General features: G+C 58.5%; 19 protein-coding genes and 1 pseudogene. 6 read left to right on the top strand and 14 right to left on the bottom strand.

Annotated elements, in window-relative coordinates; all coding sequences use genetic code 11:
* Positions 1-16: 16 nt before the first annotated feature.
* From ACMNAY_RS07455 to ACMNAY_RS07420, 8 genes and pseudogenes are all read right to left on the bottom strand, one after another.
* Positions 17-304, bottom strand: coding sequence for a co-chaperone GroES (locus ACMNAY_RS07455; RefSeq protein ID WP_177521251.1), 288 nt, complete (start codon positions 302-304; stop codon positions 17-19).
* A gap of 222 nt (positions 305-526) precedes the next feature.
* On the bottom strand, positions 527-1,450 hold the full coding sequence (locus tag ACMNAY_RS07450; protein ID WP_418718965.1) for a diacylglycerol/lipid kinase family protein: 924 nt from the start codon (positions 1,448-1,450) through the stop codon (positions 527-529).
* Between the two features lie 35 nt (positions 1,451-1,485).
* Positions 1,486-2,757 (bottom strand): Xaa-Pro aminopeptidase, encoded by a 1,272-nt coding sequence (locus ACMNAY_RS07445; protein WP_325285187.1) that lies wholly within the window; start codon positions 2,755-2,757, stop codon positions 1,486-1,488.
* 114 nt (positions 2,758-2,871) lie between these two features.
* Positions 2,872-4,245 carry a sensor histidine kinase gene (locus tag ACMNAY_RS07440; protein ID WP_418718964.1) on the bottom strand — a complete coding sequence of 458 codons (1,374 nt, stop codon included), beginning with the start codon at positions 4,243-4,245 and terminating at the stop codon, positions 2,872-2,874.
* A pseudogene (locus ACMNAY_RS07435) lies at positions 4,230-4,895 on the bottom strand (response regulator transcription factor). The gene ACMNAY_RS07440 and the pseudogene ACMNAY_RS07435 overlap by 16 nt, the downstream one beginning before the upstream one ends.
* A 10-nt stretch (positions 4,896-4,905) precedes the next feature.
* Positions 4,906-5,778 (bottom strand): TraX family protein, encoded by an 873-nt coding sequence (locus ACMNAY_RS07430; protein ID WP_418718963.1) that lies wholly within the window; start codon positions 5,776-5,778, stop codon positions 4,906-4,908.
* Positions 5,779-5,923: 145 nt separating this feature from the next.
* Complete coding sequence (locus ACMNAY_RS07425; RefSeq protein ID WP_394966318.1) at positions 5,924-6,463, bottom strand: NADH peroxidase; 540 nt, start codon at positions 6,461-6,463, stop codon at positions 5,924-5,926.
* 127 nt (positions 6,464-6,590) lie between these two features.
* Positions 6,591-7,130, bottom strand: a complete 540-nt coding sequence (locus ACMNAY_RS07420) for a Gx transporter family protein (RefSeq protein WP_394966320.1) — start codon at positions 7,128-7,130, stop codon at positions 6,591-6,593.
* A gap of 165 nt (positions 7,131-7,295) precedes the next feature.
* On the opposite strand from ACMNAY_RS07420, the gene ACMNAY_RS07415 reads away from it, so the two are divergent.
* The 6 genes from ACMNAY_RS07415 (at position 7,296) to ACMNAY_RS07390 (ending at position 13,610) form a co-directional block, all read left to right on the top strand.
* Positions 7,296-7,766, top strand: a complete 471-nt coding sequence (locus ACMNAY_RS07415; RefSeq protein ID WP_325285181.1) for an FMN-binding protein — start codon at positions 7,296-7,298, stop codon at positions 7,764-7,766.
* A gap of 99 nt (positions 7,767-7,865) precedes the next feature.
* Positions 7,866-8,348 (top strand): DUF4358 domain-containing protein, encoded by a 483-nt coding sequence (locus ACMNAY_RS07410; RefSeq protein ID WP_325285180.1) that lies wholly within the window; start codon positions 7,866-7,868, stop codon positions 8,346-8,348.
* Positions 8,349-8,434: 86 nt separating this feature from the next.
* Positions 8,435-9,859, top strand: a complete 1,425-nt coding sequence (locus tag ACMNAY_RS07405; RefSeq protein WP_325285179.1) for an MBOAT family O-acyltransferase — start codon at positions 8,435-8,437, stop codon at positions 9,857-9,859.
* 15 nt (positions 9,860-9,874) lie between these two features.
* Positions 9,875-11,047, top strand: coding sequence for a DHHW family protein (locus ACMNAY_RS07400; protein ID WP_418718962.1), 1,173 nt, complete (start codon positions 9,875-9,877; stop codon positions 11,045-11,047).
* A 218-nt stretch (positions 11,048-11,265) separates the two neighbouring features.
* Positions 11,266-11,943, top strand: a complete 678-nt coding sequence (locus ACMNAY_RS07395) for a response regulator transcription factor (RefSeq protein WP_394966408.1) — start codon at positions 11,266-11,268, stop codon at positions 11,941-11,943.
* Positions 11,940-13,610 (top strand): ATP-binding protein, encoded by a 1,671-nt coding sequence (locus ACMNAY_RS07390; RefSeq protein ID WP_418718961.1) that lies wholly within the window; start codon positions 11,940-11,942, stop codon positions 13,608-13,610. Before ACMNAY_RS07395 ends, ACMNAY_RS07390 begins: the two co-directional genes overlap by 4 nt.
* Positions 13,611-13,655: 45 nt before the next feature.
* On the opposite strand, the gene ACMNAY_RS07385 is transcribed toward ACMNAY_RS07390, so the two are convergent.
* The 6 genes from ACMNAY_RS07385 to ACMNAY_RS07360 form a co-directional block, all read right to left on the bottom strand.
* Positions 13,656-15,548 (bottom strand): ABC-F family ATP-binding cassette domain-containing protein, encoded by a 1,893-nt coding sequence (locus tag ACMNAY_RS07385; protein ID WP_418718960.1) that lies wholly within the window; start codon positions 15,546-15,548, stop codon positions 13,656-13,658.
* Between the two features lie 29 nt (positions 15,549-15,577).
* Entirely contained in the window at positions 15,578-16,327 is a 750-nt protein-coding gene (locus ACMNAY_RS07380) for a YjjG family noncanonical pyrimidine nucleotidase (protein WP_418718959.1), read from the bottom strand.
* Positions 16,328-16,483: 156 nt separating this feature from the next.
* Positions 16,484-16,870, bottom strand: coding sequence for a hypothetical protein (locus ACMNAY_RS07375; protein ID WP_418718958.1), 387 nt, complete (start codon positions 16,868-16,870; stop codon positions 16,484-16,486).
* Positions 16,871-16,939: 69 nt separating this feature from the next.
* A complete protein-coding gene (locus ACMNAY_RS07370; protein ID WP_418718957.1) occupies positions 16,940-17,902 on the bottom strand; it encodes an NAD(P)H-dependent glycerol-3-phosphate dehydrogenase in 963 nt (320 codons plus the stop codon).
* Between the two features lie 73 nt (positions 17,903-17,975).
* Positions 17,976-19,751 carry an SGNH/GDSL hydrolase family protein gene (locus tag ACMNAY_RS07365; RefSeq protein WP_418718956.1) on the bottom strand — a complete coding sequence of 592 codons (1,776 nt, stop codon included), beginning with the start codon at positions 19,749-19,751 and terminating at the stop codon, positions 17,976-17,978.
* 25 nt (positions 19,752-19,776) lie between these two features.
* On the bottom strand, positions 19,777-20,487 hold the full coding sequence (locus tag ACMNAY_RS07360; protein WP_418718955.1) for an HAD hydrolase-like protein: 711 nt from the start codon (positions 20,485-20,487) through the stop codon (positions 19,777-19,779).
* Positions 20,488-20,537 lie beyond the last annotated feature (50 nt).

Here is a 20,537-nt window from a genome sequence, read left to right as displayed (position 1 = left end):
GTTTCACAAAGAAAGTTTATTCTTCCACAATGGCAAGAATGTCGCTCTGACGCACGATGGTGCATTCCTCGCCGTCCACCTTGACCTCAGTGCCGGAGTACTTGCTGGTGAGGACCTTGTCGCCCACCTTGACGAGCATCTCCACTTCCTTGCCGTCCACCATGCCGCCCGGGCCCACAGCCAGAACAACGGCCACCTGGGGCTTCTCTTTGGCGGAGCCGGCCAGGATGATGCCGCTCTTGGTGGTTTCTTCGGCTTCCACGGTCTTGATCACAACGCGGTCAGCCAAGGGTTTGATCTGCATAAGAATGCCTCCTGTTCGAACTATAAAATAATTTGCATTGTCAGAAATTGTTTAGCACTCTTTGCTCCCGAGTGCTAATATATATTTTATCCACTTGTCTGCCAAAAATCAAGAGGGTAAATTAAAAAATTTTTGTGAACAGTTTTTACAGTCCGCCTGTTTTCCCCGGGCCGTTTGCCCAAACACGGAAACCCGCCCGGCCTCGTGGCCGGGCGGGTTTCGTCAGTTTTTGGCAGGCAGAAGGATGCGAGCGTCAAGGGGGCAGACTTGCGCCGACAGGCTCATGCATTCCCGGCACTCGCCATCTTCGGTAACAACGATGGGGCGGCCATCCAGCACTTTCACCTCCACACGGCGCACCCGGCGGAACAACGCAATGTCCCGGTAGGCCGGCGCGATCTGGCCGTTTTGGATGTGCTCGCCTTTTTTATATCCGCCGATGACCCGTGCAACGGCCAGGCGTCCGATTTTGCGGATGAGCACCAGGTCCAGCAGACCGTCCTGCATATCCGCCTCGGGCGCGGCGATGTAGCCGCCGCCATAAGCCCTTCCGTTGCAGATGGTGAGCATCAGAAACTCGCCGGTGATGACTTCATCATCCGCTTTTACTCGCAGGCGATGGCCCAGCGGCCCGCAGATGGACTGCACAATGGAGAGATTATAGGCCATCGTGCCGCCGCAGAAAGGCAGGCGGCGAAACTTTGGGATACCATAAGCCACCTGGGCGTCCAAACCGGCGGAGCAGATGGTGGTAGCCACACCGTTCTCCGTCTGGATCAGGTCGATCTCCATCACCTGTCCACACATCATCCGCGGAAGATCAAGGAAAGGTTCCCTGCCTCCGAAATTCCGTACAAAATCGTTGCCGCTGCCGCAGGGAATGCATCCCACCGCTGCGTTGGCGTGGCCCCGGGCGCCCCGGATCACTTCGTTGAAGGTACCGTCGCCGCCACAGGCGTACAACCGCACTTCCTCCCCTGTTTCGGACCGCTGCGCGGCCAGTTCCACCGCGTGGCCCGGATATTCGGTGAGAAGGATCTCATAGTCCACACCCAGGCTTTTGGCCGCCGTGATGATCTGCGGCACCAGCACCCCGCTGGCGTCCGCTTTGCCGGAAATGGGATTGACGATGAACACATGTCTCATTTTCAGCGCCTCTTAACTCAATATTTCCGCCCGCTTCAGGGCAGGTCGCAGGCCGCCGCTTCGCCGCCCGCCTGCATGAAAGCCTCGATCTCCTCCACCGTCTTGGGAATAGACGCGGACAGCACCTCGCAGCCGTCGCGGGTCACCAGGAGAGTATCCTCAATGCGGATGCCCAGCTTCAAATCGTCGAAATACAGGCCTGGCTCCAGGGTGAACATCATGTTCTCTTCCAGCGGCGCGTCGTCGTTGCCCACGTCGTGGGTATACAGGCCGATGTAGTGACCGGAACCGTGGAAATAGAATTTGGAAATTTCCTCCGGGCGCTCGATCATGCCGAGGCGCACCAGTTCCCGTGCCATCACGTCCTTACTGATGCCGGCCAGCTCGTTTTTCGGCTGGCCGGGACGGGCGGCGGCAATGGCGGCCTCGAGGCCTTTCAGCACCACATTGTACAGCGCTTTCTGCTGTTCCGTGAAACGGCCGTTGACAGGATAGGTCCGACTCACATCCGCCGCATAATAACCGCACTCAGCGCCGAGGTCGAACAGGATCATTTCGCCGTCCTGCATCCGGCGATCGTTGGCACTGTAATGCATCACGCAGGCGTTGGCGCCGCTGGCCGCGATGGTGGCAAAGGCATGGCGGGCATTGGCCCGCTTGAGCATAAAGTCAAAATACGCCTGCGCTTCGTACTCATAGAGGCCCGGCCGCAGATGCGACAGCATGCATTTGACGCCGTCGGCGGTGACCTGACAGGCTTTGCGGTGGAGGGCGATCTCCTCGTCGGTCTTGACCTGCCGGATGAGCGCCAGGTCATTGAAGGTGTTGCGGATGGGAATGTCCGGATATTTCATGCGGAGTTCTGCAGCAAACTTCTGCGCCTGAGTCAGATGATCCTCGCCGCACCAGTTCGCCATATCCACATAGACGCATTTGATGGCCCCGGGCCAACCAAACAGCGTTATCTCGTCGCGGAAACAATCCAGATACTCCACCCGCTCGATGCCCGTCTCGGCCTGCACGCTCTCCTTGGTGCTGACCACTCCAAGCCACCGTTTCATGCGCTCGTCGGTGCGCCGGATATACAGCACTTCCTGGACCCTGCCGCCGCGCTTGGTCATTTTCAAAATCGACTTCGGCTGGTCAAATCCTGTTAGATAATAAAAGTTGGCATAGGGCGTAAAGGGATGAAGCTCGTCGCCCTTGTCCGGCAGTTCGTTTTCCGCAAAAACGAAGGCGACGGAGTCATCCTCCATGCGTTCTGCATACAGTTTTCGGCGGGATGCGTGGAACTCTTTGCTGATCACGCTCATTTCCTCCCTTTCTGTCTTTATGGGCCTATTTTACCATAGATGCGTGCCCATTCCAACAAAAAATAGCGCCGTCTCTCCCCTTTCGGAGGCAGACAGCGCTTCTCTTTTTTAGACAGGCAGGACGAGCTCAGCCCGTCCGCCCCGGTCTGTATTGGAAAGCCGCAGCTGCCCGCCGTGGCATCGTGCGACCCGGGCTGCGTAATACAGGCCAAGGCCCAAATGACCATTCCCGGAACGACTGGCATCGCTGGTGAAAAATGCCTGTTCTCCTTTGGCCAGTGCCTCAGCGGAGAAACCCGGGCCGGAATCCTCCACCCCGATCGTCAGGTGATTTTCCGTAGCACAGACGCTCAGAGATATTTCCCCATGTACCGGTGTATAGCGTACTGCGTTATCCAAAAGATTTTCCACCGCACGGTCCAGACTGGCTCTGCGCACTATGGCACCCCCTTCAGGAGCATCGCCGCAATGCAAAGTAATCCCCTTTGCAGCACAAAGTCCACGCCCCATGCTCTGCCAGTCTGATACAAGCTGCCGCATCTCCACAGTCTCCTCGGGGTCCTGTTCCTGCGCGCCGGGATACGCCATTTGTCGAAGCCGGGCAATATAGTCCTCCAAGCGCAGCGCTCCGCGCAGAATGGCGTCAACACTCTCCCTCTGCGCAGCAGTGAGTGAGTCTTCGGCCAGAAGCTCGGCGTTGCCGCTGATGACGCTGAGGGGCGTTTTCAAATCATGCGTCAAGGCAGCCAGTTCCAGGCCGCGCTGCTGCTCCATCGCCCACTGTTCTTCCAGTGAAGCGGCAAGACTGCCGCGAAGCGTTTCCATTGCCTGTAATGTCTCATCGAACTCACGCACCCGGGCGCGTGAAGCAAAAGGAACGTCCAGCCGTCGTTCTGTGATGGTCCGGGCCGCACCGGTGAGCAGAGCAGCATCTCTCCGGAGCAGACCTGCAAAATGGTGAGTCATCAGCGCTCCGGTGATTGACCAGAAGGCCAGCAGCAGTATGATGGCGCAAGTCTGGAACTCGGGCAGACGGCGCTGCAGCTCTTCGGTGCCATAGGGCATGGAGTAATCATACTGGAGAACGCATGCCGTTCCCTCCGGCAGCCACACCACCCGGTGGTATTGGGAATAGAAAATCCCTTTGGGGCGCACATCCCCTGCCAGCGCCTGGCAGGCATAGCCCAAGCGGCGCTCGTCCATTCCGGCAGAACGCAGCAGTTCCCCGTTTTCGTCAAAGACCGCCCACCGATAATAATATGGGAGCTGTTCCGGGGCAAGGGAACCGTTTTCCAACGCCGGCACCACAACTTCCAGTCCGGTTGCCGCCGTGGAAGCCGAAAAAACGAACCCGCACCGCATAAGCCAGGTCAGCGCCCCCCACCACAGAGCAGCCAGCAACACCATCACCGTCCCGGTAGTGAGCAGATATCGCCAGAACAATGCAGCGAGTCCCCAGCAGCGTTTCACTCGTTTTTCCATTTATAGCCCACTCCCCATACGGTTTCAATCGGTTCTGAGCCCTCCGCACGCAGCTTGGCCCGGATATTTTTGATATGTTCCGTCACAGCACTGGTGTCTGCCGAACCGTCGAAACCGAACGCCGCTTCATAAAGCTGCTCCTTGGAAAAGGTCTGCCCCGGATGCATTGCCAGATGTTCGCAGATGGCGTATTCACTTTTTGTCAGTTTCAAGGGCCGCCCCTGCCGCAGTACCGCCCGCTGACGCAGATCAAAATCCAGGCCGCCTCGGCGAAAAAAGCTGTGGGGCGTGCGCTGTTGCCTGCGAAGGTGCGCAGCCACTCTTGCCCGCAGCTCCGCAATGCGGAAGGGTTTGACCAGATAATCGTCGCCTCCCACGCCAAGGCCGGTGAGCACATCTGCTTACCGCGTTTTGGCGGTAAGAAACAGGATGGGACAGTCCACCAAATTGCGGATACGACGGCAAAGAGATAATCCATCCTCACCGGGCATCATCACATCCAACAGAATGCAGTCCGCCCAGCGGCAGGCCGCTTCATCCACCTGCCGCCCGCTGAGAAGGGCCGAAACCTGATGGCCGTCCCGCTCCAGAGCATTTTTAAGCAGAGCGAGCAGGTCTTCCTCGTCGTCCACCACAAGGATATGTGCCATTGCAGCCACCTCAATTCAAAAGGAGATACAGTCCCCAGGAAAGGGCGTAGAAAACATAGACATGGGCGGGATAGAAAATGTAGAACAGTTTTTTCATACCACGCCCGCGAGTCCCATTATACAACAGCATCGGAACCACCGACAACACGCCAAACCATTCATAGGCCACCGTGAACATCTGTGAAAAGCGGAAGCCCGGCACAGCAGACAACTGTATGCAGGGCAAGACGAAGTAGAACACCATCGTCAAGACCACATAGACGGCCGCCTGAAGCCCGCGGCGGCCATGCAGCAGATACAGCGCAATGCCGATGAGAATGAAAAACACGCCGCCGTCCGCGATGAAGAACCAGACCGGCAGCGCGGTATAGGCCAGCGCCGCAAGAACGGAATCCAGCAGCCAGGCCATCGGCGTGGCATCTGCCATGCTGTACAAAAAGGCGAACAGGAACGGCCAGGCCAGAGGAAGCACCACCGCCAGCAGACCAGGCAGAATGCGTTTGCTCTTCAGCCAGTCAATGCCTTGCCAGACAATAATGAGGATCACAAAATTCATGAACACCGCGTTCATAGGGATAAAGCCATCCGGACGAACACCGATGCCGCCATACATCATCAAGAACTGCAGCAGACCCATTCCGGCGGAAATGCACCAGATACGCAAAAAGTACCGACGCCGATCATGGGTGTGGGTAAAGCCCTCCACCAGACAGAACAGAAACAGCGGCGCACTCACCCGCCCCACCATGCTGAACCATTCGGGGACAGCGCCGGTAAAGCCAAAAAAGTAGTGGATGTGATCCAGCACCATCGTGACAAGGGCGATCCATTTCAGCCCTGTTCCGCTGATGCCCCGCTTTTGCATCATTTCTGTTGTTTCCATAGCCAAACTCTCCTCTCAAAGTTCTTTCGCTATGGTAACAGCTGTTTCTAAGGAAAGTATAAGGACTCGTCATTTTTCAACGGGAAAGCCCCCCGGGCGGACCCGGAGGGCTTTGTGCTTGCTGTATGGGGGTGTTTTGAGCGGCTTAGCCGAAGTAACGCTCCAGCAGGCCCTGCATGCCGCGGCCATGACGAGCTTCGTCCTTGGCCATCTCGTGAACGGTGTCGTGGATGGCGTCCAGGCCCAGCTCCTTGGCGCGCTTGGCAATGTCCATCTTGCCGCTGCAGGCGCCGCACTCGGCGTCCACACGCATCTGCAGGTTCTTCTTGGTGCTGTCGGTCAGGACCTCGCCCAGCAGCTCGGCGAACTTGGCAGCATGCTCGGCCTCCTCAAAGGCGTAGCGCTTCCAGGCCTCGGCGATCTCGGGGTAGCCCTCGCGGTCAGCCACGCGGCTCATGGCCAGGTACATACCGACCTCGCTGCACTCGCCGTTGAAGTTCATGCGCAGGCCCTCGATGATGTCCTCGGGCACGCCCTCCTTGGCGATGCCGACAACATGCTCGGTGACGTAGGTGTTCTCGGTCTTCTCAACGAACTTGTCCTTGGGGGCCTTGCAGACAGGGCAGAAATCGGGGGCAGCGCCCTCGGCGATGTAACCACAAACGGTGCAAACGAACTTAGACATTTTCTCTTCCTCCAAATCGTTATATTGTTTCTCACTGAAACGGTTCCCGTAAATAGGAATCATTCTCTGTTACACTCACAGTATAGCACAGCCACTTGGTTTCGTCAACAGGAAAATCATGAAAAACCTATGAATTTTTGCGTTCATCTTTCGGTTGGGTGGAAAAGCCCATTTTCCCCAGCGCAGGCAGCAGAGCGGCCAGGCTGGAGCTGGTCACAAAGCCCATTCCGAGGCCGCAGATGATCATGATAGGCGCATAGGTGAGGGCCAGCGCGCTGCTGAGCAAAAAGCTGGCGGCGATGAGCTGGCCGATGTTGTGCCCCAGCGCACCGCACACCGACAGGATAAAATAGGTGGGGCGGCGGGGCAACTTATAGAGCAGCCACATCACCAGCAGCGAGACGAGGCCGCCGCTGAGGGACAAAAGGCCGGCGGTGACGCCGCGGGTCAGACCTACAAAAAAGGCTTTCAGGATGTTGAGGGTAAGCGCCTGGGGAAGGCCCATGAAAAACAGCGCGTACATGACCACAATGTTCGCCAGGCCGATCTTCACGCCGGGGATGAGCCCAAGCAACGGCGTGATGGCGCTCTCCATGAAGGACAGCGCCATCGCCAGCGCAAACAGCAGGCCGGACAGCGCCACCTGGCGGGTTTTGTTGTTTCGCATGGTATTCTCTCCTTAATAATAAGGTTCTGGCTGGTTAACAGTCTAAGCCGCTTTGCCCCTTCTGTCAAGAAAAACGCGCCCTGCGGTTTGACCTGACCGTCGTTTTTTCATATAATATGTATAAGTATCGCCTCTTTACGGAGGCAAAGCATCGGAGGTGGGCTCATGCGCCGCAGATTTTTTTCGGCAGCAGCCTGCTGCACTCTCGTCCTTTTTCTGGCAGGGTGCGGCTTTAAAGACGGAACATACAGCGCCCAGTTCAAAAGTTATGACAGCCTCGGCTACAAAGACTGTCTCACGATCACCGTTACTGACGGCGTCATCACCGACGCCCAGTTCGACGGAGTAAATGAAACAGGCGGCCTCAAGAGCGAAGACGAAGCCTATGCGAACCGCATGCGGCCGCTCTGCGGCACTGACCCCGCCGCCATCCGCCAGTATTACAGCGAGGCCCTGGTGGGGCTGAAAAATCCGAAGGATCTGGAAGTGGACGGCGTCAGCGGCGCAACGGTGTCTGCCCAGCACTTTGAAGCTCTTTGGCAGGCGCTGCAAACGCCCATGAAAAAGGGCGAAACGGCACCTGTTGTGGCCGAAGACATCCCGGAATTTCTGCCCTCCGCCAGCAACAGTGAATAATGTGTTAAAATTTGGCACACACTTGCACTGAGGCTTGAAATCCATGGGGATATAGTATAAAATTTTCATAAGCTTTTCAAAAAAAGGAGAGTACAACAAATGAAAAAAATCGTTTCGCTGCTTCTGGCAGCTTCCCTTTGTGTTTTCGCTCTGGTCGGCTGCGGCGGCGGCTCCGAGACTGCTGCATATAATCTGAACGACATCGTGGCCGCGGTTGAAAAGGCCAACCCGGTGAGCAACCCCCGCGACGTGGATGACAACTTCATCCAGCTGGATATGCTGCTGACCGCCGACAACATCGAAGAATACGCCGGCAAGGTGAGCAATGACCAGGGCAACAGCGCTCTGATCGTGGCCATCAAGGCGGTGGAGGGCAAAGCTTCCGCCGTTGAGGAAGAGCTGAACGCCTACAAGACCAGCATCTCCACCGGCGGCCTGTACGCTGAGTTTGCGGATATGGAGGCTATGGCTGCCGACGCCCGCATCGTTGTGAAGGGCGATTATCTGGTGATGGTTGTCGCCAACACCGAGGGCGCCGATTACGCCGAGATCGACACCGCGCTGGACGAGGCTCTGAAATAAGGCGTATCGCGCTGAGCTTTGAAAAATAAGGCCGATACCTGCGTTTTCCAGGTACCGGCCTTTTGTGTGAAAGGGAGGGTCGTTTTTTGATCTTCAGCACGGTTCTGTTTCTGTTCCGTTTTCTGCCCATCACGCTGGCGCTTTATTACCTTGCGCCGGCCAAGCTGAAGAACCTGGCGCTGTTTTTGTGCAGCCTGGTGTTCTATTCCTGGGGCGAGGTCAAGTTCTTCCCCGTGATGGTGGTGCTTATCCTCATCAACTACACTTGCGGCCTCCTTATGGAGAAATTCGACAGCAGCGTCAAGGCGCGCCGGGTGCTGCTGGTGCTTTCCATCGTGGGCAGCCTGTCCATGCTGGTGTTCTTCAAATACTCCAACTTCCTCATCAGCACCGTGAACAGCCTGTTCGGTTTGTCCATCGGCCTCATCGAAGCGGCCACCGTACTGCCGCTGGGCATCAGCTTCTACACCTTCCAGACCATGAGCTACTCCATCGACGTTTACCGTCGGGACGTGCCCGCCGAACACAACATCATCGACTTCGGCGCTTATGTGGTCATGTTCCCCCAGCTGATCGCCGGCCCCATTGTGAAATACCGGGACGTGGCCGCTCAGCTACACGTATATAAAGACCGCTATCGCCTGGCCCAGATCCAGGACGGCATTTGCCTGTTCGTGTTCGGTCTGGCAAAAAAGGTGCTGCTGGCGGACATGATCAGCCAGCTGTGGTACGACATCATTGGCCAGTGGTCCGGCGGAACGCTGGATGTTGCGGGCATCGGCCTGGAAAACGCCAGCACTCCCCTTGTGTGGCTGGGTCTTCTGGCCTACAGCCTGCAGCTCTACTTTGACTTCTCCGGCTACTCGCTGATGGGCATCGGCATGGGCAAGATGCTGGGCTTCGACTTCCCCATGAACTTCAACCTGCCCTACATCGCTTCCAGCATCACCGACTTCTGGCGCCGGTGGCACATCACCCTCTCCAGCTGGTTCAAAGAGTATGTGTACATCCCTCTGGGCGGCAACCGCCGCGGCATCAAGCGCCAGATCTTCAACATGTTCGTGGTCTGGGCCCTCACCGGCATCTGGCACGGCGCTGACTGGAACTTCGTGCTCTGGGGCATCTACTACTTCGTGCTTCTCACCATCGAAAAGGTATTCCTGCTGGACAAGCTGAAAAAGGGCAAGGTCTGGCCCCACGTTTACACCCTGTTCCTGGTGGCCGTGGGCTGGGCGCTGTTCGTGGGCAATGAAAGCGGCGTGGGCCTTTCTCTGCTGTTCCAGAAGCTGTTCATCCCCAGCGGCGGCGTGGGCTGCTTGTATTTCCTGCGCAATTACGGTGTGCTGCTGGCGGTGTGCATCGCCTGCTGCACTCCCTTGCCGCTGAAGATCTACGACAAGATCAAAGAGAACACCTTCATGCGCATCGCGCTGGTAGGCCTGCTGCTGATCCTGTGCATCGCGTATATCGTGGCGTCCACCAACACGCCGTTCCTCTATTTCCGTTTCTAAGGGGGTGCGAGACTGATGAAAGAAAAATGGAATGAACTCAAAAAGTATCCCCTGCTGGTTCTGTTTTTCGTGTTCCTGTTCGGGTTCATGTTTTTGGACATGGCCTGGCCCAAGCGGGCTTACAGTGACCTGGAGCGCCGCGATCTTGCACAGGTGCCCGATTTCAGCCTGACAAAACTCTTCGAAAACGTGTGGACCAGCGAATACGATAAATACACCAAGGATCAGGTGGCGGGCCGCGACATGTGGCTGCGCCTGCAGAGCCGTAGCGAGAGCCTCGTGTTCCAGAAAGAGGAGATCGGCGGCGCGCTGCTGGGCGACGATGAAATGCTCTTCACCCAGACGCTGGCGCTGAAACCCACCGAAGAACGCATCTTGAAGGGCAACATCCAGCAGACCTCCCTGTTTGCCATGCGGTATCCCGGGCAGGTGACGCTGATGCTCACGCCCTCTGCCAGTACGATCTACCCGGATCTGCTGCCCGCCAACGCCCCTATGTTGGACGAAAATGCCCTGTTGGACACTATTTTTGAGATGCACGAGGGTACCAACTGCATTGATCTGCGGGAGACTTTCGGCGCAGCCGCAGAAGACACACAGCTCTACTACAAGACCGACCACCACTGGACCACCGACGGTGGCGCTTATCTGGCCTACCAGGAATACTGCCGCAGCCTTGGCCTCACCCCCATGGAGGTGAGCAAAGAGGATTTCAAGCATGTGGAGGACTTCTGGGGCACCACCTACTCCAAATGCCTGCGATGGGACCAGACGCCGGACACCATCGCCTACCTGGATATTCCCAACCAGCTGACCGTGTGGCAGACGAATGCCGTGGGCGAGCCCTCGGAGCCCAAGTTCACCAGCGGCCTGTATGAGATGGAGAAGGCTGAGACGGCCGACAAATACGCCATGTTCCTCTACGGCAACCAGGGCTACACCACAATCGAGGGCAACGGCGAGGGCCGGGTGCTGGTGGTGAAGGACAGCTACGCCAACAGCTTTGTGCCCTATCTCACGTCGAACTACGCCGAGATCTGTATGGTCGATCCCCGCAGCTACCGCAACAGCATCGACGCTTTGATGCAGCGGGAACAGTTCGACCAGGTGCTGCTGCTGTTCAGCTTCCAGACCTATTCCACTACCAACATTGCCAGCTATCTGGCTGCCTCGGCCAGCGCCGATTGACACACCGAAGCCCCTGCATAAGCCGTGCGGGGGCTTCGATTTTTCCCGGAAAGAGCCCACTTTTTACGGACATTTTACATTGCGGGGTGGGAAAATCGGCGCAAATGCTTTATACTTGAATCGAATGAGATTTGTCCGGTCTCATCGCCGGTGCCGGCCTTTTATGGCGGCATATCGAAGCGGTTCAGACCGGTTTTGAAGGGAGAGCGTCCATGTCCGTGATCTACGTTTTGGAAGACGACAACAGCATCCGCGAGCTGGTGGTGTATACGCTGAACCACTCGGGACACGAAGCCCAGGGCTTCGGCCTGCCCAGCCAGTTCTGGGCACAGATGGCAAAATCCACGCCCGATCTTCTCCTTTTGGACATCATGCTGCCCGAGCAGGACGGCATCGACATCCTCAAGCAGCTGCGTTCTCAGCCCGCCACCCGAAAGCTGCCGGTGATCATGCTCACCGCTAAAGGCAGCGAGTATGACCGGGTGCTGGGGCTGGACAGCGGTGCCGACGATTATATCCCCAAGCCCTTTGGCATGATGGAGCTGGTGGCTCGGGTCAACGCGCTGCTGCGCCGTACGGCCCCCGGCGAACAGGCTGTGGAATACAAAGCCGGCGGGCTTTCCGTCTGCCCTGCCCGTCATCAGGTGCTGGCCAACGGCCAGCCGGTCACTCTGACCCACAAAGAATTCGAACTGTTAAGCCTGCTCATTCAATCGCCCGGCATCGTGTTCACCCGGGAACAGCTGCTGCGGGAAGTCTGGGGCTACACCTTTGATGCCGAGAGCCGCACGTTGGACGTGCATGTGCGCACGCTGCGTCAAAAGCTGGGCGAATGCGGCAGCTGCATCGAGACTGTGCGGGGCTCCGGCTACCGCATTCGGGAGAATGACCAATGAGCAAACGGATCTTCAAGGCAATGATGGCCGTTACCCTCACCACACTTTTGGTGTGCATGGCGCTGTTCATTGCCATCCTCTTTCCCTATTTTGAAACACAGCTCTCCAACGAATTGAGAAACGAGCTGGAATACCTCGCCCCCAATGTGGAGCGGGACGGTCTTTCCTATCTGGAGCGTCTTCCCGACGGTCAGAACCGTCTGACGCTCATTGACGCCGACGGCACCGTGCTGTTCGACAGCGACGCCGACCCCGCGAAGATGGAAAACCACTCCGACCGGCCGGAAGTCATTCAGGCCATTGCCACAGGCTTCGGTGAGAGCTGCCGGTATTCTGAAACACTGGCAAAAAAGACCATCAACTGTGCCGTTCTTCTGGAAAACAGTCAGATCCTGCGGATTTCCAGCACCCAATATTCCAGCATGGCGCTGCTGGTCAGCCTCACCCCGTCGCTTCTTCTCGTTCTGATTTTTGCGGCGCTGGTGGCCGTGTCCATCGCCTACAAGCTGAGCCAGCGACTCACCCGTCCTCTGAATGAGATCGACCTGGAGCATCCGCAGGTGAATCAGGCGCCTTACGATGAACTCAAGCCCCTGTTGCGCCGCCTGCATCATCAGAATCGCCAGATCCGGGAGCAGATCCAGCAGCTGCAGGCGCAAAAGCGTCAGTTCACCGCCATCACTGACAATATGCGGGAAGGCTTTCTGGTGCTGGATGCGGATGGAACCGTGCTCTCCTACAACTCCAGTGCCACCCGTCTGCTGCAGCCGGAAAAGCCGCTGGATGGCCGCAACATCAATGAACTGACCGACGAGCCGGACTTTCTGGAAGGTCTGCACGGCGCGCAGGAAGGCGAGCATGTGGAGTGCCTTGTGCCGCTGCACGGCCGCATCTGCCAGTTGTTTGCCAACCCCGTCTATCAGGAAAGCACCCTCACCGGCATTGTGCTGGTGCTGCTGGACGTGACCGAGCAGCAGGAACGAGAGGGCCTGCGGCGTGAGTTCAGCGCCAATGTGTCCCACGAGTTGAAAACACCTCTGACCTCCATTGCCGGCATCGCCGAGATCATGAAAAGCGGCATGATCGCTTCCGCCGATATCCCCCACTTCGCCGGCAAAATCTATGATGAATCCCAGCGACTCATTCAGCTGGTGCGGGACATCATCCGTATCTCTCAGCTGGATGAAAACAACATCCACGACACCCCGGTGCCGGTGGAACTGAAGGAATGTGCTTCCCGCACCCTTTCTCTCCTGGAGAGCGCCGCCGACGCCGCCGACGTCACCCTGCATCTGGAAGGCGAAGAAGCCGTCATCCAGGCTGTCCCCGCCATTCTGGACGAGATGGTGTACAATCTCTGCGAGAATGCGGTGAAGTACAACCGTCCCGGCGGAAGCGTCACCGTGACCGTGCGTCCGGACGCTTCCCATGTCACGCTGGAAGTAGCTGACACCGGCATCGGCATCGCCCCGGAACATCACAGCCGGGTGTTTGAGCGGTTCTACCGGGTGGACAAGAGCCATTCCAAAGAGATCGGCGGCACCGGCCTGGGCCTTTCCATCGTGAAGCACGGCGCCGCGTTCCACCACGCGCAGGTCGAACTGGAAAGCGTGCCGGACAAGGGCACCACCATTCGCATCATCTTCCCCAGAAACGCCGCCCTCTAAACGCAAAAATCCCCCGGCAAGCCAAACTGCTTGCCGGGGGATTTTTTACTCTTCTTCCTGCTCGTACTGCTCCTGCTCTTCCAGCAGCTTTTCCCATTCGTCAAACAGCTCCTGCTGGTGGAATCGGGTGTCCTCCAGTTCGTCACAGGTGTCTCGCAGAAGGATATGATCCCGCAGAACTTCCGGGTCGTTGATGGAGTTTTCCAGCTCCACCACCCGCGCACCGATGACCTCGAGCTCGTCTTCCACGGCTTTGATGCGGGCCCGCAGCTCCGCGCGGCGGCGGCGCTGTTCCTTGCCGTAGGACGCTTTTCCTCCGGTACCGTTCTGTGCTGCAGGGGCCGGTTCGGGCGCCGCCTGACCGCGGCCCATCATCTTCTCATAGCTTTCATACAAGGTGGCTTTTCCGTCCTCGATGTAGAGGATGGGGCAGGCCAGGCTGTTCATCAAGAACCGGTCGTGCGTGATGAGCAGAAGCGCTCCTTCGTAAGCGGCAAGCGCCTCGGAAAGGCTGTCACGGGTATAGATGTCCAGGTGGTTGGTGGGCTCGTCCATGAACAGAAGGTTGGGCCGTTCCAGCACGATCTCAGAAAGGCGCAGGCGTGCAAGCTCACCGCCGGACAGAGCCGTGCAGGGCTTGAACACGTCCTCACCCTTGAATCCGAAGCGAGCCAGATGACTGCGCACTTCCAACTCGGTCATGCGGGGCCATTTGTCCCACACGGCATCGATGGCCCGGCCGCCCCGGCGCAGCTGCTGCTGTTCGAACACGCTCACCTTTGCCCCGGCGCCCAGACGCACCATTCCCCCGCTGGGCTTGCGCCGTCCGGCCAGCACCTGCATCAGGGTGGATTTGCCCGCGCCGTTGGGGCCGGCGATGACCAGCCGCTCCCCACGCAGCACCTGCAGATCAAAGGGTTCCAACAGCGTGCGCCCTTCGATCTTCACGCAGAGGTTCTTGAGCGTGAGCAGCTCGTTGTAGGGCGTAACGTCGAACTCAAAACGGAATTTCAACTGCTGCGGCCCGCTGGAAGGTTTTTCGGTGATCTCCATTTTTTCCAGCTGCTTGCGGCGGCTCTGGGCCATTTTGGTGGTGGAGGCGCGCACCAGATTGCGGGCGATGTAGTCCTCCAGCTTTTGCGCCTTGGCCACGTCGGCGTCGTGCTGCTTCTGCTGCAGGGCCACCGCCGCCTCCTTCTGGGGCAGAAAGGCAGAATAGTTGCCCTTGTAGCTGGTCAGGCCGTGGCCCTCCACCTCCCAGATTCGGGTGCAGACCTCATCCAGAAAATAGCGGTCGTGGCTGACCACCAGCACCGCGCCGGAATAACTTTTCAGATAGCTTTCCAGCCACTCCATGGTGATGAAATCCAGGTGGTTGGTGGGCTCATCCAGAATCAGCACATCCGGCCGCTGAAGCAAAAGCCGTGCAAGGCACAGCCGGGTGTGCTCACCGCCGGAGAGCACCGCCACGCTCTTCTGGTAAGTCTCCGGCCCAAATCCCATGCCGCTGAGCACCTTTTTGATGTTCACGTCCATGTTGTAGCCGTCGGCCGCGTCGATCACCGCCGAAAGTTTGGCATGCTCCGCCAGGACCTCCTGATCGTGGGGGTCCTTTTCAAGCCGTTTTTCCAGCAGACGCATGCGGTTCATGGCGTCCAGCACCGGCGCAAAGGCGTTGCGCATCTCGCCGTACACATCCTGCTGAGGGTCCAGCTTACTGTTCTGTTCCAGATAGCCAAGGGTCACGCCCCGGGTCAGCTGCATTTCGCCCTCGTCGGGCTGGTATTCCCCGCAGAGGATCTTGAGCAGAGTGGTCTTGCCGGCGCCGTTTTCGCCAACGATGCCGATGCGTTCCCCCTGCTCCACCGTTGCGTCGATCCCCTCAAGGACCACCGTCTCACCGAAGCTTTTCCCGATGTTTTGTAAGGATAAAACCATGTTCGTTCCGTTTCCTGTGTGAATTAGGGTCAGATGCCCGGCTCAAACTGATGTTTACGCCGCGTCAGACCCACGTTTTCCAGCTCGTCCGGTTCCATAACGATGGAGTAGAGCTCTTCCCAACTGCGCACCGTGTGGGTGGGGCCGTTTTCCGCAGGCGCCTCCGCTCCGTTCCAGTTGGTCCAGCAGGTGTCCAGCCCCGCGTTCTGGCCGCCTTTGACGTCGGCAGTGAGGCTGTCGCCCACCACAAGCACCTTGTCACGATTTTCGGTGCCCAGAGTGCGAAGGGCGATCTCGAAGAAGCGGCGGTTGGGCTTTTCCACGCCAATGCGCTCGGAGATAAACACTTCGTCCATGTACTCCCCAAGGCCGGAATCCTTCAGCCGTTTTTCCTGCACATGCTCCACGCCATTGGTAACGACCGCCAGCGTGGCGACCTCCGACAGCTCTTTCACCGCCTCCAGCGCGCCGGGGATCAGGTCCGCGTGCTCGCTCAGCCGGTCCAGATAATACGCGTTCATCTGTGCCGCGTCACCGGTGCTCTCCAGCGCTTTGAGCAGGTCCTCAAACCTGCGCACGACCAGCTTGTCCCGCTTGATCTGCCCCTTTTCAAGCGCAGCCCAAAGCCCCTTGTTGATGGTGTGGTAGGTCTCTTCCACCTCGTGAGTGGCAGGCAGACCGAACCGCTCCATCGTCTCGTGAAATGCCTTGTGTTCCGCGGCGCCGAAGTCCATCAGGGTGCCGTCCACATCCAGCAAAAGACAATGATAATATGCCATGGGTAACTTCTCTCCCCTTTTCTGTGTTTACTGCCTTCACCCGTTCCGACGCAGGCAGCGTTCACCTTGTCTATTATCTCCTATTCCCGTTCATTCGTCAAGCAAATGCAGCAGCGCCCGGACCGGCTTTGAGCCAATGTCCGGGCGCTGCTTTGCTTACAGGTCTACGATGGGATAGGCACCGTACCCTTCCGCCGTTTTGCGGCAACGGTCACAGGGGCAGGTGGGCGGAGTTTCGACGGGGTCGGGATCCGGCTCTGGTTCCGGCCCCGGCTCCGGCACGACCTCGCACCCGCAGGGATTGCAGCAGTTGCACCGGTTCTGGCAACCGCAGGAATTGCAGCAACCGCACCGGTTCTGACAACCACAGCGGTTCTGACAGCCGCAGGAACAGCGGTTGCAGTTGTCCGGGCACTCTCCGCAGCGGTCATCCGGCGGAGCAACCGGGTCGCCCCAGTCGAAGTCGTAATTTTCCACACTGCCGTTGGTCACATCTTCGTCGCCCACGGCATATGCACGCAGGCACTTGCTTGTATCGGTCATGATTGAACGCCTCCCTTGCCCCAATGTATGCACACGCAGAAGGGGGTGTGCGCGGGGCAGGCATTGCGCTCAATAATCGAACTCGCCCTTCACCGAGCGGCTGAACAGGCGCGGAAGCACCTCATCCGCCGCGAGGCCGTTGTACAGTAAGTCGTTCACCGTCTGGCAGATGGGCAGATCCACATTGTATTCCTCGCCCAGGCGGACCAGCGCCTGCACGGTGGAAGCGCCTTCCGCCAGGCGGTCAAAGGGTTCGCCTTTGATAAAGCTCTCACCAAACTGGCGGTTATGGCTGTGGGGCGAAAAGAGCGTAGCCTGGTAGTCTCCCAGATGGCAAAGCCCGTAGGCAGACAGCTCGTTGCCGCCCATGGCACGAATCAGGCGGGCGATCTCCCGGGCGCCGCGGGCCATCAGCGCACCCTTGAGACTGGTATACCCCGCTCCGTCCAGCATGCCGGCGGCGATACCAATGACGTTTTTTGCGGCGGCACCCACCTCGGTACCGATGAGGTCGCGTCCTTTGTACAAGCGGATCAGATCGCTGCTCAGATGATCCACAATAAAATCAGTGACAGTTGCATCGTCCGAGTCCACCACCATGCAGTTGGGCACGCCCGCAGAGAAATCCTGCACATGGCCGGGCCCTACCCAGACCGCAAGGCCCACCGGCTGGGTAACTTCTTCCCGGAACACCTGGGTCAGGCGCTTGCCGGTGGCCACTTCGATGCCCTTCATGCAAAGGATAAAGGTTTTCCCCTTCACATCGTGCTGCTGAATTTGTGCAGCGAGCTGTCGCAACTGCTGGGCGCTGATGGAAATGACCACCACCGGCCCAAAATCCAGGGCTGCGCCCAAATCGTCACCCAGAAGGAGCGACTCGGGCAGGACCTGGTATTCATTTTTTCGCTCGGCCCGCAGTTGGGCAAGCCCCCGGGAGCCGGGCCGGCCCCACAGAAGGACCTCGTTCTTCGCACAGTGATAGGAGGCCAGAAAAGTGCCCCACCGACCGCAGCCGAGGACAGAAAGTTTCATGGTCATCTCTCCTTTTCATGGTGTCGTAAAAAGGCCGCCCTGCCGGACAGGGCGGCCTTTTGGCAATGTTCTGTTATTCAGTCGGAGGGGTAGCCGCCTCCACCGTGATGGTGGTGGAGAGCGAATTTCCGCCCTCCACGCTCACGGTCACCGTTGCAACGCCGGCAGCTGTAGCCCGAAACGTCGAGGAGATGCCAGAGGTCGCACTCAGTGTTCCGCCCGTATCTCCCGGAGAGACGGACCAGGTAACCTTGCTCGCCTCACCATTTGCAAGCGTGACAGTCAAATCAAGACTGGTGCCTTCTTTGATGGTGTAGGAGCCGGCCAAGTCGGAAATGGACGGCACCGGGGTAGGCACTGGAGTAGGCACCGGAGAGGGCGAAGGAGTAGGCGCAGGAGTGGGTGCGGCGGTCACGGTCAGCTTATATTCAGCAGAAGTGGTCTTTCCGTTCACCGTTACACTGGCCTTGATGCTGAAAGTGCCCTCCTTAGTGGGAGTGTAAATCCAGCTGTAACCTACACGCTGCTGTGTGCCGTCCAGGGTCCAGACGACCATGGTGTCCTTGTCAATGCTCTTGTCGCTCACAGAAGCGCTGAAGCGGACGCTGTCGCCCACCTTGGCGGTGCCGGAGCTGCCCTGTTCGATGCTCACCACCAGCTTCGCGCCAAACATGGCAGTCACGTTGACGTTCTGCTTGAAGTCCTTGTCGGTGCGGGTGGCGTTGGTGTTGCCGTCGCTCCACTTGATGAACTCGTACCCATCCGCAGGCACAGCCGTCACGGAGACGCTGCTGCTGGACTTGAGGTCCTTAAAGCTCAGGCTGGTGACGCCCTTCTGATCACCGCTGGTCAGGGTACCGCCCACGTTCTTGTCCACATTGTACTGAGCGGTATAGGTCTTTTCGGTACTGGTATCCGGCGTGGGAGTGGTGGTCACCGTGCCGGTGGAACCGGTCTTGCGGCGCTCGGGAATATTGCTGGTATCGGGACGGCGGTCCTCGGTGCCCCGATAGGCATGGGTGCGGGCATATTCCATCACGGCGGTCAGCGCATCCTTTTTCAGATGGATGTCGCCAGACAGGAAATACTGTGCCTTGCCGTAGCCGTCGCTGCCCACGAGGATCTCGTTGGTGTTCAGGAACTTATAGCCGTTATCCGCGCACATCTGCGCCAGCGCATCGTTGAACTGGTTGATGGTCTCCATGCTCATGTTGGGATAGCTGGAGTGATCCTGCGGGATGGGCGGCACGGCAGCCACAATGATGTCGGTGTAGGGGTAAGCGGTCTTGATGGCTTCCAGCGCAGTGCGGTAATTGGAAGCGAAGTCAGACGCGCTCATGGTGCCGTCGGCATTGTTGGTGCCCATCATCACAATGATGCGGCGGGGCTTCATCTTGGCCAGCGCATCGGGGATGGAATAGCCGTTGTCGTCGCCCTTGAAATAGATGGACTTGTCGGTGGTGAAGTTCTGGATGCCCAGGCCCTCCACGGCGACCACCTGATCCAGTTCCAGCAGGCCGTACTGATAATAGCGGTAGGTGTTGGAGTCACCCACAAAAATGGTCTCATCGATGTAAGACTTGCCGGCGTCATCGGTGGACCCCAGCACGGCGTCGCCGTACTTGCTGGCGTCAAAGCCGCCTGTCACCACCTGGCTGGTGCCGGAAGAAGTTTGACTGGTGCTGCCGGACTGGGGGTCTCCGCCGCCGGCTTTGGACACGACCACGCTCACTACGGCGATGGTGATGACCAGCACCAGAGCGCAGATCGCCAGCACGATGGCCGCCTGTTTCTGCTTGGGAGTGAGCGGCGCGGAACCGCCGCGGGATTTGCGTCTGTTTTGAGGCATTCGATTGCCCTCCTTTGTCATTTGCTTATCGGCCAAGGATAAAGTCGGCCAGCTGCTCGCAGCTTTCGGGCATAAAGCACGGCTCGAAGGGAAGCAGCTCTTCCCTGCTTCCGTAGCCGTACAGCACCGCAGCCGCCGGTACATTGCAGTCGGCCGCGCCGCGCATATCGTCGGCCCGATCGCCCACCATCAGCACCCGCGCATTCTGCAGCTCGGGACGCGTCAGCACCGTGCGCATCACGGCGGTTTTGGTGTCCACGCTTTTGTCTTCGCTGGCGCCGCCGATGAAGTTGAAGAACTCCGCCAGGCCCTGCTCCTGCAGGATCGGCGTTACCACCGACGTGGGCTTGGAAGTCGCGGTGTAAAGCTTCACGCCTTCCTCGCGCAGCCGCGTCAGCATCTCCCGTACACCGGGAAACACCTGGCACAGATGCTGGCCGACCTCATGGTAACGGTCCCGATAGATATGCACCATGCGCTCCACGTCCTCTTCACTGCGCATATGTTCTGCAAAACTGCGCCGAAGCGGAGGCCCGAGATACCGCGTCAGGTCGATCCCGGCAGGATCGATCCCCACTGCACGGAATGTGTATTCCATGGTATCGAGGATACCCGGGCTGGAATGGATCAAAGTGCCGTCCACATCGAACAGCACCGCGTCAAAACAAGCCAAACTGGCACCGCCTTTCCTGTGATGGGCACGGCAAAAAAGCCGCACCGAAGCGCGCACCGCCATTCCCGGTTCCTTCGCCAAGGCGAAGCGCGCGACCGGAACGGTGGACATTT

Source organism: Candidatus Allofournierella merdipullorum (assembly GCF_048426865.1).
GTDB lineage: Bacteria > Bacillota > Clostridia > Oscillospirales > Ruminococcaceae > Allofournierella_A > Allofournierella_A merdipullorum.
The sequence above is the reverse complement of the archived record's forward strand: the minus strand, read 5'-3'. Positions and strand labels throughout refer to the sequence as shown.